Raw genomic sequence first — 16549 nt, 5'->3', positions numbered from 1 at the left:
AAGGCCCCGCTCGCACGCACGGACCATCGACGACGGACAAGAAGGGGAAGACCGCACCGGTGTCGCCGACCAAGGCCGCTCTGCCGGCCGCCGTACTCGCCGTACTCCTGACCGCGCCCGGCGCCCGGCCGCCCGCGCCCGCCCACGATGCGCCGGAACGCCCCCGGGAGCGCGTCCGGCTCGACGGCAGCGGCGCGTGCACCTACCCCAGCGAGAAGCAGTTCAAGGCCCGCCCCTGGGCACTGCAGCGCGTCCTGCTCGACGAACTCTGGCAGGGCACCGACAAAGGCAGGGACGTGCGGGTGGCGGTCATCGACACGGGCGTCGACGACGAGAACCCCCAACTCGCGGGGGCCGTCGACAAGGCCGCCGGACTGGACCTGCTCACCGGGGGATCGGGCGGCGACCCCACCAACGACGAGGTGGGACACGGAACGAAGGTCGCGGGCATCATCGCGGCCCGGCCCCGCGGAGGGACAGGGTTCGTCGGACTGGCCCCGAACGCCACCGTCATCCCCATCCGCCAGAACGACGCCGACAGCAGCGGCGACTCCGACAGCATGGCCCGGGCCATCGACCACGCCGTCGCCCGGGGCGCCGACGTCATCAACATCTCCCAGGACACCACCAAGCCCCTGTCCGCCACCTCCGCCCTGGCCGGGGCGGTCCGCGAGGCGATCGCCCGGAACGTCGTCGTGGTCGCCTCCGCGGGCAACGACGGGCTCAACGGCAAGGCCAGGAACACCTATCCGGCCGCCTTCGACGGCGTACTGGCCGTGGCCTCCTCCGACCGGAACAACGAACGCGCCGCCTTCTCCCAGGCCGGGAGCTTCGTCGGAGTGGCCGCGCCCGGCGTCGACATCGTCTCCACGGTCCCCGGCGGCGGCCAGTGCACGGACAGCGGCACCAGCTTCTCGGCCCCCTTCGTCGCGGGGGTGGCCGCCCTGCTCAAGGAGAAGCACCCCGACTGGACCACGGCCCAGATCGTCACGCAGATCGAGCAGACGGCGGAACGCTCCGTCAACGGCCACGACGACTTCGTCGGCTGGGGCGTCGTCGATCCGGTCCGCGCCGTCCAGGACTCCGACATCGCCGAACCCCCCTCGTCACCGGTTCCCGACCCCGGCGTGACCCGGGCGCAGGCACCCGACGTGGCCCCGTTCTCGCTGGCGGAGACCCCGGCGGAACGCGACGAGCGCCTCGCCACCTACGCACTGGGGATCACCGCGGTCCTGATCACCGTCATCGCCGGTACGGCCGTCGCGCTGCGCGATCTGCGCCGCCGCCGGGGACAGGGCCGGGGCGCCTGACGTCCCTACCGGCCGGCGCCGGGGGCACACGGGGGCGCGGGGAGCCGAGCGTCGGGGATCACCCGGATTCCGTCGCGCTGCCCCCGGACGGCTCCAGGTCGAACTCCCCGTCCCGCGCGCCCAGGACGAAAGCACGCCATTCGGCCTCGGTGTAGCGCAGCACCGTCCCCGGATCGAGCGACGACCGCATGGCCACCGCACCGCCCGGCAGGTAGGCGATCTCCACCCGCTCCTCGTGCGTCTCGGTGCCCGGAGCGCAGTGCCATTCGACGCCGGAGATGTCCAGGGCGTACAGCTCGTCCCGCTCGCGCTCCTTGCGCGCCTTGAGCTCCTCGCGTGTCTCGGATTCCTGGTCCGGCAGATCAGCCATGGCGGAACGTTGTCCTTTCGTCACGTACGAACGATCCACGGTCACAGTACTGGGCGCCCCCACGCGAAGTGCCCGCTCCGTGACCGGATCACACGGTTCCGGCGGACACTATCCGCCCCGAACTGGCCTGTCTTCGCTTTGCAGTTGGAACCCCCAGGTCAAGTGACTAAAGTGGCTCCGGGTACCACGACTGTGGTACAGCACGGGGGCGGCGCGAAGCTGCGGCCACGCGTCGCGCGGGGCGCAGCGGATCTTGCCCGCCAGGACAGCCTGGATATCCGTCCACGGCGGCCCGTCACGGTGGTGACCAGCCACCGGTGCATCACGAGGAGGGCAAGAGACCATGAGCGTCAATTACAGCGACTCGGACCTGACGGACCTCGCTGACAAGATCCGTGACTTCCACACGGACGTGAGCAGCAGGGTGACGTCCCTCAACAGCGTCGTCGACATGATCCAGGCGGGCTGGCAGGGCGCCGCGGGCAAGGAGTTCGACACCGTCCAGCGCGGTGTCAACCAGCACCTGAAGAAGATCCAGGACGACCTCGTCGACCTCGAAGAGGTCATGCGAATGAGCGTCAGGGGCTTCACCGACCACGAGCAGGAGCGCGTGACGGAGATCCGCAGGGTGGACAACTCCTACCAGGTCACCAGCCGCATCACCGACCTCGCCTGACCCGCGTCAGCGTCGCCCGCCACCCAGGAGAAGAACACCGTGAGCGTCAACTACGACCGCACCGCAGTCAACTACGACACCGTCACCCAGGCCGCCCAGGACGTACGCAAGACGGCCAAGGAGCTGGCCGAACAGCTCGAGATCCTCATGCGCAAGGTCAAGGCCGTCGCCGAGACCTGGGAGGGCGAGGCGAAGACCGCCTACGCCGAGATCCAGCGCAGCAGCAGTTCCGAGATGGACCAGATGTGCCAGAAGCTGGCCCGCATCGCCCAACTCCTGGACGAGTCGGTCATCGGCTACCAGGACACCGACCACGGCAACGCGGCCCGCTTCCGCATGCTGATGGGCTGAGACACGCCACAGTCCGCCCGGACCGAAGAAGGGGAGGCGGTCCGACCCCGGGCCGCCTCCCCGCCGTACGCGGCGCAGCAAGTGCGCGCCCACAAAGCCGCGTTGCGCATCGCGAAGAGCATGTGTGATCTTTGGGCACATGCGTACGAACGGGGGCGGCGCCGAGAGACCAGCGACCAGTGACGCCGATACGGCATCGGCGGGCCGTGCCGGCACGACGCCACCGGCGGAGCCACGGCAGCCGGACGGCACCGTCGGCATCGCGCCGGACGACACGGCCGGCCTGGCGGAGGTCGTACGGCGGGCGAAGGCCGGTGAGGCGTCACCGCAGGACGTCTTCGACGCGTTCCTAAGTGCCCGCGTCTACTGCGAACGCCCGGCGGAAGCGGGCTTCCTGACGCTCACCGCACCGACACGCCCCGCCGCCGGCACGTCCAGCGGCTCCCGCATCCTCGACCTGGCGACCGCCCCCGACCCCTCCGCCGACGTCACGCCGCCCGACCGGCTGGTGCCGGTGTTCACGTCACTGGAGCAGTTCGAGCTGTTCACGGGCGGCGGAGCCTGGTTCTCGACGACGGGTGCCGACATCCTCGACCTGATGCCACCCGGCCTTGACGTGTGGCTGGACCCCGCCGCGGAGCACGCGGTACGGCTCTCCACGGCCGCCACGAGGACCGAGCCCGTGCTGCACATCTCGTACCGGCCACGGGGGAGCGCCGCATGAGCGACGGGCAGAGCTGGCTCATCCCGCGGGGCGCGGACGGCGGCGAGTTCAAGTGGGAGGTCACGTTCCTCCAGTCGATCGCGCGGCCCCTCGAAGAGTCCACGGACGCGGCCCGCAAGATCTCCAAGGAGCGCGCGGAGGCGAGATTCGACCTCGCCTCCCTGGCCGGGGAGGACAAGACCGGGGCGAGCGAAGTGACCGGCGCCGTCAACGACTTCCTCGACAAGTGGTGCCACGGCCTGGGCTGCATCGCCGACGACGCCGATGTGATCGTCTCCGCGCTGAGCGCCACCATCAACGACTTCCTGATCGCCGAGACCAAGGCCCGGTACAAGGTCATGATGCTAGAGCGGCAGGAACAGTACAAAAAGGACCACCCCGTCTCCACCTTCCTGGAGGAGCACGGCATCACCGAGAAGCGCACCGAGTTCCGTGGCCGTCTGGAGCCCGTCGACCGTGACGGCCAGGACCAGGGCCAGGGGTAACGGCAGGAGCGGGGGAACCCAGCATGACCGACAAGCGGTTCGTCTTCCGCCGGATATGGATCGGCCCGGAAGACACCGTCCAGGACTGGATCCCGGGCAAGCCCTCCGAACTCGACCAGCTGACGAAGAAACTCGCCGCCGCCGCGGCGAACTTCGGCGAGGGCGCGGAACAACTGCGCAAGCTCAACACCGACCCCTGGCAGGGCGAGGCCGCGGAGGAGTTCCGCAAGACGGTCAAGAAGCTGCCCAGGGAACTCGACGGCGCCATGGACGCGTTCGTCGAAGCGGGCGTCGCGGTGCTGGCCTACCGGGACGTCCTCGACGGTGCCCAGCGGCTCACCCAGCAGATCCTCGACCACGACGCACCCGTGGCCCGCGACCTCTCCCGCCAGTACACCAAGGCCGTGGACGACTACAACACGGCCGTCAAGGCGGGCGCGACCACCCTGCCCACCCGGCCCCCCGAGGCCGACCCGGGCAGGACCGCCATGGCCGAATTGGTCGCCCTGATCAACGGTGCGCAGGAGGAGGTGGCGGAAGCCGCGGGCGCCGCCAGGCGGACCCTTCACAAGGCCGCCGAGAAGGCCCCGAAGCGTCCGAGCGGCTGGCAGCGGGTCACCGACGGAGCGAAGGAGGGCTGGAACGACCTCGTCGCATTCGGCCTGGCGGTCAACCCGGGCCGGCTGCTGACGGAACCGAAGGCCTACCTCCACGACGGGGCGATGGTCCTCGACAGCGGCATCGGCGCGGTCAGGGACCCGGTCGGCTTCTCCAAGGACGTCCACCAGGGCATCTCCAACACCTGGGAGCAGTTCGAGAAGGACCCGCTGCGCATGCTGGGCTACATGGCCCCCAGCGTGGCCGGGGGCGCCGGCCTGCGCGGTGTGAGCGGCCTGGCCCGCCGCCTCGACGGCACCAACGGCGTGGGCATGCCCACCGGTCTGGGCACCGCCGGATCCCACCTCGACGCCGGCGAACGCGGCGCCCACAGCGACAACAGCCCGCCCGCCCACCACGACCCCACCGACCCCGTCAACCTGGCCACCGGCAAGATGTACCTGCCGCAGACCGACGTGGCCCTGCCCGGTGCCCTGCCCCTGGTCTTCACTCGGCGCGCCGAATCCGGCTACCGCGCCGGCCGCTGGTTCGGCCCGTCCTGGTCCTCCACCGTGGACCAGCGCCTGGAGATCGAACCCGGACGCATCGTCCTCGTCGACGAGCACGGACTGCTCCTCGCCTACCCGCACCCCGGGCCGGAGGAGACCACCCTCCCCACGGAGGGCCCCCGCTGGCCCCTGCGCACCACACAGGACGGCTACACGGTCACCGACCCCTTCACGGGCACGGTCCGCCACTTCACCACCCGCGCGGACGACCACGCCCTGCTCGAGCGGATCGAGGACCGCAACGGCAACCGCGTCACTGTCGAGTACGACCCCGCCGGCGCCCCGGCCGCGCTCTCCCACAGCGCGGGCCACCACATCCGCATCACCACCCGGGACCACCGGATCACGGCCCTGCACCTGACCGGCGCGGCCCCCGACGGAACCGACCAGGAACTGATCCGCTACGGCTACTCGCCGGAGGGCGACCTCACCGAGGTCACCAACTCCTCCGGCCGCCCCCTGCGCTTCACCTACGACCCGGCCGGCCGCATCATCTCCTGGACCGACACCAACGACCTCGGGTACACGTACGCATACGACGACCGTGACCGCTGTGTCGCCGAAGGCGGCACCGAAGGCCACATGAGCCTGCGCCTCCACTACGGCGAACGCGACCCCGACACCGGACTGCGCACCACCACGGCCACCACCGGGTCGGGCCACGTCCGCCGATACCTCGTCGATGACCGGTGCCAGGTGGTCGCCGAGACCGACCCCCTCGGCGCGGTCACCCACTTCGAACGGGACCACCGCAACCGCCTGCTCTCCCGCACCGACCCCCTGGGCCACACGACGCACTTCACCTACGACGAGGCGGGCAACCTCACCTCGGTGATCCGCCCGGACGGCCGCGCGTCACGGGCGGAGTACAACGACCTCCACCTCCCCGTGACCGTCCGGCGCACGGACGGCACAACCACCCACCAGGCGTACGACGATCGCGGCAACCGGACCTCCGTCACCACGGCCACGGGCCACACCACCCGCTTCACCCACGACGAACGGGGCCACCTGACAGCCGTCACCGACCCCCTCGGCCACACCACGACCGTCGTCTGCGACGACGCCGGCCTCCCCGTCCGCATCACCGACCCGCTCGGCGCCACGACGTCGTACGATCGCGACACCTTCGGCCGGCCCGTCACCATCACCGACCCCACTGGTGCCGTGACCCGCCTGGAGTGGACGGTGGAGGGCCGCCTGGCCCGCCGCACGACCGCCGACGGCACCACCGAGTCGTGGACCTACGACGGCGAGGGCAACTGCACGACCCACACCGACCGGCTCGGCGGCACGACCCGCTTCGAGTACACCCACTTCGACCTGTTGACGGCCCGCACGGGACCGGACGGCGTGCGCTACGAGTTCGAGCACGACACGGAACTCAACCTGACGAAGGTCACCAACCCGCAGGGCCTCACCTGGAGCTACGCCTACGACCCGGCCGGCCGACTGACCGCGGAAAGCGACTTCGACGACCGCACCCTCACGTACACCTACGACGCAGCGGGACGCCTGACGTCCCGCTGCGACGCCCTGGCCCAGACCCTGTCCTACGAACGCAACGCCCTGGGCCAGGTGACCCGCAAGCACACCGCCGACGGCACCACGACGTACACCTACGACATCACCGACCAACTGGCGCAGGCCACCGGCCCGGACGGCACGACCCTGACGATCCAGCGGGACGCCCACGGCCGTACCCGCACCGAGACGGTCGACAACCGCACCCTGACCTACGCGTACGACGACCTGGGCCGCCGCACGGGCCGCACCACCCCGACCGGCGCGACCACGACGTGGACCTATGACGCGGCGGGCCGCCGCACCGGCATGACGGCCTCGGGCCGCGCGATCGACTTCACCTACGACCCGGCAGGCCGCGAACTGAGCCGCCGCATAGGCGAAACGGTCACCCTGGAGCACACCTTCGACCCCCTGGGCCGCCTCACATCCCAGTCGGTGACCGGCACCGACGGCCGCTCCCTCCAGCACCGCGCCTACACCTACCGCGCCGACGGAGCCCTGGTCCGCATCGATGACCAACTCACCGGCGAGCGCCGCTTCGACCTGGACGCAGCGGGCCGCGTGACGGCGGTGCACGCCGCGAACTGGACGGAACGCTATGCCTACGACGAGGCCGGCAACCAGACACAGGCCTCCTGGCCGGCATCGCACCCCGGCCAGGAAGCCACCGGCGACCGCGCCTACACCGGCACCCGCATCACCCGGGCCGGCCGCGTCCGCTACGACCACGACGCCCTGGGCCGCATCGTTCAGCGCCGGAAGACCCGTCTCTCCCGCAAGCCGGACACCTGGCACTACGAGTGGGACGCCGAAGACCGCCTCACCTCGGTGACCACCCCCGACGGCACCCGCTGGCGCTACACCTACGACCCGCTGGGCCGCCGCACGGCCAAGCTCCGCCTGGCGGAGGACGGCGAGACGATCGCGGAGGAGGTGCGCTTCACCTGGGACGGCACCACCCTCTGCGAACAGACCACGACCTCCCCGACCCTGCCCTACCCGGTCACCCTGACCTGGGACCACCAGGGCTTTCACCCCGTCGCCCAGACCGAACGCCTCACCGCCGCCGACGCCCCCCAGCAGGAGATCGACTCCCGTTTCTTCGCCATCGTCACCGACCTCGTCGGCACCCCCACCGAGCTGATCGACGACGAGGGCAACACCGCCTGGCGCACCCGCAGCACCCTCTGGGGCACAACAACCTGGCCGGCCGACAGCACGACCTACACCCCTCTCCGCTTCCCCGGCCAGTACTACGACCCCGAAACGGGCCTCCACTACAACTACTTCCGCCACTACGACCCCGAAACGGCGCGGTACCTGACGCCGGATCCACTGGGCCTGGCACCGGCACCGAATCCGAGCGCTTACATCCCGAATCCGCATATTCGGTTCGACCCCCTGGGTCTTGCACCTGCAGGATGCCCCAATGAGGAGCATCTGTTCCGAGGAACGACTCAGGGCTTCAACGCCAGTGAGGGCACACAAAACTCAGGATTCACTCCCACCTCCACTGACCCGGGTGTGGCCACAGCTTTCGCCAGACACTCGGAACAATTCGGAGAGGCTGTGGTTCAGGTGATCCCGCGGAGCGCGCTGGAAGGCGTCCGGTTGGAGACGGGGTACATCCGAGCCGAGGCCGAGGTCGCCGTCAGACTGCATGCTTCTGAGCTGGCCCGGCGGGCAAGCGTCCAACTCCCGGTGGACGTTGCGCACGACATCCTCAAGGGGATGGGCATACATGTACCGCGAGTGAATACATACGAGGGAATCAGTGATGCCCTTGAGTGGGACATACCCAAGCTCACACCTGAGCAGATAGCAAATTTCGTTGCGGAGGCATACAAACATGGGAACTGAGTCCATGTCAGGGAAATTGCAGATTTATTCAGTCGAAGAAAGGCTGGGTGACTCCACCGTCTGTGTCGTCCGTTGCGTAGGCGGTGTAGTTCGCCCCGGCCGTCAATTCACGACGGCTTTCCCTTCGGACGCTGCCGAAGCTGACCAACGCGTCACGCTGGAAGAGATCTATCGTTACGGCGCGAGGGTGGATTTCATCGATCCACCTCACAATGCGAAAGTCGTCTTCTCTGGGCCGGGGGTGACGGTTCTTGCGCGGGGAGTCACGCTGGTTTCCGAAGAGAGTAAAAATCCCTCAGGCCTGTAAGCGTCACAATTACACTGCGTGGTGAGCCGCCCCAGGCTCACAAAGGGTTACCTTGACCCTTCGATCCCTTCAGGCTAAGGATGAATTCGGGAGCGAGTGAAAAACTCTGCCATAGTTATGTCGACTGGACACTCCTGACAGTTAGTCTGCAATTGTGGAGGAAGCTGATTGTTGGTTACGGAGGGTACTTCGGTCCTCTCTGGCAGCGCGTGATTGGATGTCACATGTCAGATCGAAGCAACTATGCGATGTGAACTCTGAGAAGATTCGGTGAGCTTGAGTGGTTCGGGCTTTCTGCGGGGTCGAACCCCGTTCACGGCTACCTTCAGGTGCCGCACATGAAATGGCGATACAAGGCTCCTGGTGAGCGTACGGCGCGGCTCATCGGGGGCGTAGTGAGGGATGCCCATACTCAAGTCGAGTGGACGCTCGACAGGACAAGGAGAAACTGGGTACTTTTCCCCAGTAGGGTCATTATTGAAGCTCAGGGGCTCGCAGGCCCTGCTTTCGCAGATATGGTCAAGCGCATCAACAGCCAGGATCAGGATTTCTGTAGGCGGGCGCTTTCGGATTTCGATCTCACCATTGCTTGCCTCCAAGAGGTAGCTATTCCGGAAACTCGTCCCAGGAATTCTCCGCCGGCAGGAGTAAATGATATTACTCCGAGATCGACCGCCCGGTTCTCGGACACGGACAGTACCTGAACAGGGCCCTTCTTTGCCCTCGCTGGGCTTAGGTCGCCCTGCCCCTCGAAGTGGCGGATTCAATCAGCAAGCGTGACATCGGTAGTTCCAACCTCAGTATCGGTCGGACAGGCCTACTGCTTCGATGTGCGGAAATTGACGGGTACTGCAGGCTTGTTCTCACACTGCAGGCTTTTTACCACTGCCCGCGTGGATCGCAACAAGTAGGTGACATGGGCGTCAGCGGTCGTGCCCTCGGTCAGGGTGTCGGTCAATACACCTGCGAGTGGTGTCCGGGTCGCCTGATGCGGCGGAGTGCCCGGCATCTTACACTTGACGTAGATACCGTAGTGAGTTATCTCCCGCTCCTTCACCTGATGAAGTTTCACGTCGGCATTCACGAGTTCGGTGGTTCCTTCGCTGCCCTTCGTGTCGAAATCAAAGGGGGTTGAGGAAGGGCCGAACTCTATCCTCAATACCGCGTTCTTCCCTGAAGTGAACTTCCTCATGGTGCAGAGCTCAGAAGACCAATGGGTGCCCTCAGGGTCCCAGGACTCCATCTGCTCGAGGTATTCTTCGCGACTCTCCTTCAGGCTCATTGCAGATCTTTCGATGGTCTCGCCGGCGTCTCCGGTCGCGTGGTCATTTACCCACTTGATCCCAGAGGAGCCGAGTACTTCCTCGCAGCCGTCAGGAGCCGAATGCGGTTCGCCCGCTCCGGTCGAACACGATGTTACTGGAAAAGCAAGGGAAGCCAGAATCAAAGGGATGGCGGCGATTCGCTTCATCAGTAACCTCGAATATCCTTGGTATCGCTGCGGTCACGGCCGTCGTTGTAGAATCTTTCCGCCTCTGCGGAGAGGTCCCAGATGTCATCTTCGGACAAGTCTTGTGTCTCTGCGTAATTAAGCAGTGGGATCATGGCGTTATGCTGGCCAGTGGATTTCGCCTTTTCGATGCCTTCGAGGGCCTCATCCTTATTGTCGAACTCATTCTCTTTCAGCCAGTCGAGTGTCTGGTTCGACATATACGTCTCTGCTGCTCCGCCAGCCACCTCGAAAGCAAGGGGAACGGCGATGGCTGCAGCGGCACGCGTGGGGATGATGAGCTCAGAGGCCACTCCTACGGCAGTGCCGATAACGGCGCCTGCGGCGAAGGTGCGCCAGGCTCCCTGCTTTTCAAGTTCTCGGTTCGCAGCCTCCTTCTGATCTGCGAACTCCTGACCGATGCTTTCGAAACGGGCTTGGTCGAGCGTTCCATGCATCATGATGCTGTGCATCGCGACGCGCTTCACATCGCCGTGGTCGTCACCCTGAGCGGCCATGACGCTGGTTCCATAGGCTTGCTGCGCCGAAGAAAGCGTGTTGTATGCCTCTTCGTCCCCGGCCAGTGCTCGTAGAAAGTTCGTTGTTTGCGTGGGGCCAAAGTCGACGAGATGGTTCTTCTCGTGACCGAAGCGATCATCGCGGCCGTTTCTATCACTGCTGCCACCGAAATCAGCGGCCGAGTAGTTGAGACTGTCGATGTGGCCTGCCGCCATCCTCGACAGGCTTTCCATCATCCCGGGCTGTTTGTCGATCACATCGGCAGAGTTGTAGTTGCTCACGATCTTCGACATCAGTTCGGTCCTGGCTTCTCGGGACTCGATCTGTTGCTCGGTCTTCAACGGGGGGATGCTGGGATCTGCCGCATCGTAGGCGTAGCCGAGAGTGGCTGATTCAAGGGCATGACCAAGGTTGGCGTACCCTTGCGGCTTGCCATCCCCGTCCACTGGCCATGTGCGGGCGTCTTTCCCCTGGCCCACGAAGTAGTCCCAGTTGCTGAGCTTCTCATCGTCCAGCTTCGTCGAACGGTTGAAGAAGTCCAGTGAAGCGTCCGGATTGTGGCCGAGGGCCTCCATGAAGCCGGCCATGGGGTCCGATCCCGTGTCCTTCCCATCCCAGTTCAATTTGGGAGTCATGGCCAGCCCTGAGCTCCAGGCCTGCCCTGGTGGGATCCGTCCGTCCCCGGTCATGCGTCGCTCTGCGACGACGACAGCGTCTCCGAAGCCTTGGAGGAACTTCTTGTCGTAGCTGCCGTCGCGCATGAGGTTGCTCATCACCTGGAAGCCGTACGCCGATGTCCCTCTGGTCTGGATGATGTCATCGCCGGCCTTGATCATCTCCGACTTCCAGCGAGTCATCTCTGCACTGTCGGAGTGCGTCGCGGCGGCCAGCGTCAGGCTCCAGTTCTCCTGGAGCTCCTTGATCTTCTTGGCGTGGTCCATTCCCAGCCGGGAACCGTCGCTCGGGTCCCCCATGTCCGCCCAGTACTCAAGGTTGCCCTTGACTCCCACCGCAAGGGCGAAGCGCTCGGCAAAGTACTGGTCGCCCCTGTTGTCCTTGAAGTATTTGTTCAGGCGGGCGATCTCCTCGGGTGAGGCGTCGTCCCCCTTGGCGACGATCTTGGCAGCCGCCCTGGCGTCCTGAGCATCCTGCACTTTGCCCGCCTGCTTGAGCGAGTCGTAGTCCGTGCCGGAGAAGTTGTGCTTGTCCTTGCCCACCAAGGCCCGCAAGGCCCGAGACGCGATCTCGTCCGCATCGTTGGCCTTGTCCAGGGCTGCCTTGATGTCACTCCTGGCCTTCTCGAAGTCCGCTGCAGAGGGGTCCGGCCCGGAAAAGTCCTTGCTGCGGCGGCCCGGGTGAACCAGGTAGCCGACGGCGCCGTCCGGGGCGATGTGAAGTCCCTTGCCGTGCGCAGCGTCGACGACGTCCTGGAGAGCCTTCTTCGCGGCCTTGAACTCAGCCAGTGCGTCGCGGAGGACGTTCCGGATGCTCTGAGCTTCCTTCGCCGCGTCTCCGAACTCCTTGGCGGTCTTCTTCACGAAAGGCAACGTGATGCCGGCGTTCTCGCCCGCCCAGTCGGCTTGGCCTGCCTTCTTCAACAGGCCCTTGGCGGCCTGCTCTTCCAGCTTTTCCAGCTTCTTGACCGTCTCGGTCCAGTCGTCGACGGCGTTCTTGAGGCTGCCCAGGCGGGCGTTGAGAAGCTTGTCGAAGTCCAGCACGGCGCAGCCTTACTTGAAGTGCTTGTTGATTTGCTCGACGGACAGGTTGGTGACCAGAGTCTCCTCGTGCTTGGCATGCGTCACGACGGTGTCCTCCAGGTGGTTGTGGATGTGAGCGCAGGCGCTGAGGAGGGCTTCTGCCTGAGAGCGCCAGGTGTCCCATGCGGTCCACATGGCCGAGCCGGTCCTGAAGCCGTCCTCGTCCAGACTGGTCGCGGCGGTATGGGTGTTGGCCCCGGCGTGGAACGCGCCCGCCTCCAAGCCGTGATACAGCTCCTGTGCCTCGTTCCCGACTGCCTTCAGGTCCGGAGACGTCACTGCGTAGTCCCTGCCGCCGGCACCACCACCTCCGGAAGCGGCGAGTTGGTTCAGCCGCATGCTGCTCTGCTGCCGCGCGACTGCGTCGCTACGGGCCTGGCCCCACATCTCGTCGAATGACACGTCGGTTCCTTCACGCTGTCGCTGACGACTGATCTTCCTGTGTGTGCAGCCCTCAGGGACGTCAGCCCTGACCGGGGCCGCTCCCGGGCGGGGGAGTCATGTGTCCTGGTGGTGACCCGTAGGCCGGGGGCTGCTGCGGGGTCCCGTAGGGCGGGTACGGCGGAGGGAGGAGCGGGGCCGCCGGCACCGGGGTCGAGCGCCGGCGGCGGGCACGGAGTGCAGGTATGGCGACGGCCGCCGCGAGAAGCGCCGAAGCTGCCACGCCCAGAGCGACCCACGAGGGACCGACGCCGTCGCTGTCGGCCGAGGCGGCAGTCGCGGGCTTTGACTTGTCGGTCACGGAGTCGTGGCCCCCCGCGCCTGCGGATGGGGACGTCTCGGCCGACGGAGGCTCCGAGGCGGCTGCGGCCAGGTCGGGGAGGGGGAACTCGTTCGCAGGGCCTGGGTCCCCCGGGTTCTTCAGCGCGATGCGGGGACGGACGATGCCGTAGCCGATGAAGTCGGTGCGTTGCGCGCCGCTGTTGGCCTTCCCTGCGGTGTTCAGCATGACCCGGAGTACCTGGTGGTTGGTCCAGTCGGGATGTTGGGCCCAGATGAGTGCAGCCGAGGCCGAGGCCAGCGCTGTCGAGGCACTGGTGCCGCTTCCTGTGCAGACCTGAGTACCTTCGAGGCAGGCGTTGATGATGTCTTCACCGGGGGCAGTGAGGTCAACCTGCGGACCGCTCTGAGAGGTCTCCAGCGCCTTGCCGTTCTTGTCCGCCGCCGCGACTCCTACGACGCCCGGTGTGGAAGCTGGGTACTCCGCAAGGTTCGACTCGTCGCCGCTGTTGCCGACGGCGGCGAAGATCAGCTTGCCCTTCGCGATGGCGTAGCGGACCGCAGAGGCGAGTTCCGGCGTGCCGACGTTCTTCCTGCCTGGTGCGTTGGAACTGCCCATGGAGATGTTGATGATCTGGGCGTCGGTGTCCGCCGCGTAGCGGATCGCCCTCGTCAGAACGCGTGAGTACTCGGCCTTGTTGTCGACTTGGCCGTAGTTCTCCGTGGCGTAGCGCATACGAATGGGGAGGATCTTGGCGGCTGGCGCAAGGCCGTAGGAGCCTTGCTGGGGTCCTCGTGCGCCTGTGGCTGCGATCAGTGCCGCCATGGACGTTCCGTGCTCGTCGATGTCGGTGTGCTCGTCACCACGCTGCTCGGAATAGTCCTTGCCGTCGAGGACCTGACCCTTCAGGTCGGCAAGGGAGTCGTCGACGCCGGAGTCGATGACTGCGACGGTGACGCCCTCTCCCTTGCTGATCTTCCACATCTCCTCGGCATGCATGGCGTCGAGGTGCCATTGCATGTCACGTACCGACTCGGCGTGGGCGGGTGTGGCGGCAATGCCGACGAGCAGCAGGCCGAGAGCAGCCGATGCCACCGAGAGAGGCCGCCGCGTTCGCTTGCTCCTGCTGCGCATGTGCCTTCCTATGTGCTGACGTGATCGGGGCTCTCAGTCGACGACCGGCGGAACCGCTCGGGAATCCCTGCGAACCCAGGTCTCTTCCTCTTCAGCGAGGTAGTCCGGTCGTTGACTCTGGTCCTGCCGAGTATCCCGGCGAGGGACCTGCTGATGGGGTGCGATGGTGCTGCCGCCGGTGCGACCGGACGCCGAGCCGTGCGCCGGCTCGCTGGCGCCCGGTGGGCGTACCAGGCCGGCGCCGCCGGGCGTGAACGGCCGCGACCCGGTGCGCGCCGGCTGAGCCGGCCGGTTGCCGAACACACCGCCGGCTTCGGACGCGAGGCGTCGCGTTCCGCCCGTACTGCTCTGCCCGGAGGGCGGGCCTGCGGCCACCGGAGTGCCAGGAGGGAGAACACGCCCCATCGGCCCGTGCGCCTGCGGTGCACGTCGTTCGCCGCCGATCACCGTTCCCTGAGGAATGCCGGTTGACAGCCTGCCCCCACCGGGCGGCACCGGACGTCCCCCGATGATCCCAGTCTCTCCAGGCACACGGAGGCGGCCTCCGCCTGGAGTTCCCTGGCCCGGCAGCAGAGGGGGCCGAGTGACCGACGGCAATTGCTGAGGTCCGAGTGAGCCTTGAGGACTCAACCGGCCCAGCGGGCCAGGAGGGACGACAGCCGGTTGCTGCATGGCATCGGGACGCGAGCCGATGCCGGTCGGCGGTGTCGGCGCATTGGTGGGAGAAGGAGATCGAGTGTCCGGCAGAGCGGTCACGCTGTCGATCTCCATCGTGGCAGGGCGTGACGGCTCCCTGCCAGGTGTCGGAGAGCCCTCGGAGGGAGCCACGTATGAGCCCGTCGGTATTGAGGCGGGCGCCCCGGTACGCTCCTCGAATCCACTCGTCCCGGAGGAAAATGCGGTCGCCGCCGAGGAACCCCCGGGCACGGCAACAGCGTGCTGGTCCGACTGCCGCCACTCCCTCTCGCCAAGGTGATCGGCCGGCGGCGCAAACGTAGGCGGCGGCACGCTGTTCACCTGATAAGCCGAGTACTCATACGTCTGCGCCAGCTTCCGCAGCTGCTGCACGGCCTCCGCGCGCGCCGCTTCCATCCGCTGCTGCGCCGCCGCCGCGTCGGACTGGGCCGTCTGTGCCAGCTTGCGGGCCTCGGGATCGTTGCGGGCACCGGGGTCCTGGGCCGCTGCCAGCGTCTTCCTCGCGTCGGCGAGGTCCGCCTCGGCCCGGGTGGTCTCGGAGGTGTCGGGCAGCGCCGCCTTGGCCTCGGCGACCGCCTGCGCCACCGTCGCCATCCAGCGCGACGCCACCTCGGCGTACTCGCCCAGACGCAGCGTCGCGGCCGCGCTCTGCCCACCCCAGTCACGGAAGGCGTCGCCGCCCTCACCCTGCCACTCCAACCCCTTGACGTACGTCATGAGGTCGTCGCCGATCTTGGTGATCGTCGACGAGGCCTTGGACAGTTTGGCCGCGAGCTGGGACGCCCCCTCAGGGCTCGCCGAGTCGAGCAGCGCCGCCAGTTGCTCGTGGGTCATGGACTCGAAGTCCGTACGGGCCGGTCGCGGCGTTCCGCGGCGCGCCTGCTCTCCCATCAGTAGGTCGCCCCCTTGTCGGATGCGGATCCGGGTGTGTCGGCGTTCTGGTTCGGCCGCTCCGCATACGGATCCCGCCCCACGACGTAATACTTCTCCGCCTCGGCGTTGACCGCCTTCATCCGCGCCTTGATGTCGGCGTCCAGGTTCTCGTAACCCACCCGGGACGCGTGCACCGCCAGGCCCATGCCCTCGATCTGCGCGCCGAGCGCCTTGGAGAGGTTCTCCAGTTCGTCGTGGACGACGGCGTACGAGTCGTAGAGGAACTGTGCTTCCTTGAAATCCGCGGAACCCAACTGGGCGCGTGAGAGGCGGTCCTGGCCGACCCTGGTCGGGGCCGCCTCGGACTCGTCCAGTTCGCGCAGCAGTTCGTCGACGCGCTTCTTGAAGCTCTTCATGGCGCTGTGCTGGATGTCCAGTGCCATCTGAGGGTTCACCCCGGACAGCGTGTCGAAGGCCTTCCCCGTGTCCGGGACGCCGCCCGTACCGCCGCCCCCGTTCGAACTCACCCCGGTCGCCTCCCCGTTCTCCCCGTTCCACCGCCTCGACCCGCGTCACAGGACGTG

14 protein-coding genes are annotated in these 16549 nt (G+C 67.0%); 7 read left to right on the top strand and 7 right to left on the bottom strand.

The window, feature by feature from the left end:
* Positions 1-59 precede the first annotated feature (59 nt).
* Positions 60-1310 carry a type VII secretion-associated serine protease mycosin gene (gene mycP / locus IE178_RS33200; RefSeq protein ID WP_193514828.1) on the top strand — a complete coding sequence of 417 codons (1251 nt, stop codon included), beginning with the start codon at positions 60-62 and terminating at the stop codon, positions 1308-1310.
* A 58-nt stretch (positions 1311-1368) separates the two neighbouring features.
* Here the strand turns inward: mycP (IE178_RS33200) and IE178_RS33195 are convergent, their stop codons facing one another.
* On the bottom strand, positions 1369-1680 hold the full coding sequence (locus tag IE178_RS33195; RefSeq protein ID WP_184764209.1) for a DUF397 domain-containing protein: 312 nt from the start codon (positions 1678-1680) through the stop codon (positions 1369-1371).
* 343 nt (positions 1681-2023) lie between these two features.
* Between IE178_RS33195 and IE178_RS33190 the strand changes: the two genes are divergently transcribed.
* The 6 genes from IE178_RS33190 (at position 2024) to IE178_RS33165 (ending at position 8776) form a co-directional block, all read left to right on the top strand.
* Positions 2024-2356: a WXG100 family type VII secretion target gene (locus IE178_RS33190; RefSeq protein ID WP_184764210.1), complete on the top strand. Its 333-nt coding sequence runs from the start codon at positions 2024-2026 to the stop codon at positions 2354-2356.
* 39 nt (positions 2357-2395) lie between these two features.
* A complete protein-coding gene (locus IE178_RS33185; protein ID WP_142192814.1) occupies positions 2396-2707 on the top strand; it encodes a WXG100 family type VII secretion target in 312 nt (103 codons plus the stop codon).
* A gap of 139 nt (positions 2708-2846) precedes the next feature.
* On the top strand, positions 2847-3431 hold the full coding sequence (locus IE178_RS33180; RefSeq protein ID WP_193514827.1) for an SseB family protein: 585 nt from the start codon (positions 2847-2849) through the stop codon (positions 3429-3431).
* Positions 3428-3916, top strand: coding sequence for a hypothetical protein (locus tag IE178_RS33175; RefSeq protein ID WP_193514826.1), 489 nt, complete (start codon positions 3428-3430; stop codon positions 3914-3916). The genes IE178_RS33180 and IE178_RS33175 overlap by 4 nt, the downstream gene beginning before the upstream one ends.
* A 23-nt stretch (positions 3917-3939) precedes the next feature.
* Positions 3940-8469, top strand: a complete 4530-nt coding sequence (locus IE178_RS33170) for a putative T7SS-secreted protein (RefSeq protein ID WP_193514825.1) — start codon at positions 3940-3942, stop codon at positions 8467-8469.
* Positions 8459-8776, top strand: a complete 318-nt coding sequence (locus IE178_RS33165; RefSeq protein ID WP_193514824.1) for a hypothetical protein — start codon at positions 8459-8461, stop codon at positions 8774-8776. Before IE178_RS33170 ends, IE178_RS33165 begins: the two co-directional genes overlap by 11 nt.
* An 817-nt stretch (positions 8777-9593) precedes the next feature.
* Here IE178_RS33165 and IE178_RS33160 read toward each other — a convergent pair.
* From IE178_RS33160 to IE178_RS33135, 6 genes are all read right to left on the bottom strand, one after another.
* Entirely contained in the window at positions 9594-10247 is a 654-nt protein-coding gene (locus tag IE178_RS33160) for a hypothetical protein (RefSeq protein WP_193514823.1), read from the bottom strand.
* The gene (locus IE178_RS33155) at positions 10247-12502 is read right to left on the bottom strand and encodes a hypothetical protein (protein WP_193514822.1); all 2256 of its coding nucleotides are present in this window, start codon (positions 12500-12502) and stop codon (positions 10247-10249) included. Before IE178_RS33155 ends, IE178_RS33160 begins: the two co-directional genes overlap by 1 nt.
* Positions 12503-12511: 9 nt before the next feature.
* Entirely contained in the window at positions 12512-12943 is a 432-nt protein-coding gene (locus IE178_RS33150; RefSeq protein WP_193514821.1) for a hypothetical protein, read from the bottom strand.
* Between the two features lie 61 nt (positions 12944-13004).
* Complete coding sequence (gene mycP, locus IE178_RS33145) at positions 13005-14396, bottom strand: type VII secretion-associated serine protease mycosin (RefSeq protein WP_193514820.1); 1392 nt, start codon at positions 14394-14396, stop codon at positions 13005-13007.
* Between the two features lie 33 nt (positions 14397-14429).
* Positions 14430-15926: a WXG100 family type VII secretion target gene (locus tag IE178_RS33140; RefSeq protein ID WP_318280382.1), complete on the bottom strand. Its 1497-nt coding sequence runs from the start codon at positions 15924-15926 to the stop codon at positions 14430-14432.
* 56 nt (positions 15927-15982) lie between these two features.
* On the bottom strand, positions 15983-16492 hold the full coding sequence (locus IE178_RS33135) for a DUF2563 family protein (protein WP_184764219.1): 510 nt from the start codon (positions 16490-16492) through the stop codon (positions 15983-15985).
* Positions 16493-16549 lie beyond the last annotated feature (57 nt).

The sequence above is a fragment of the Streptomyces griseoloalbus genome (assembly GCA_014650015.1).
In the GTDB taxonomy this organism is placed as follows: Bacteria; Actinomycetota; Actinomycetes; order Streptomycetales; family Streptomycetaceae; genus Streptomyces; species Streptomyces griseoloalbus.
This window is presented reverse-complemented; position numbering and strand designations above follow the sequence as displayed.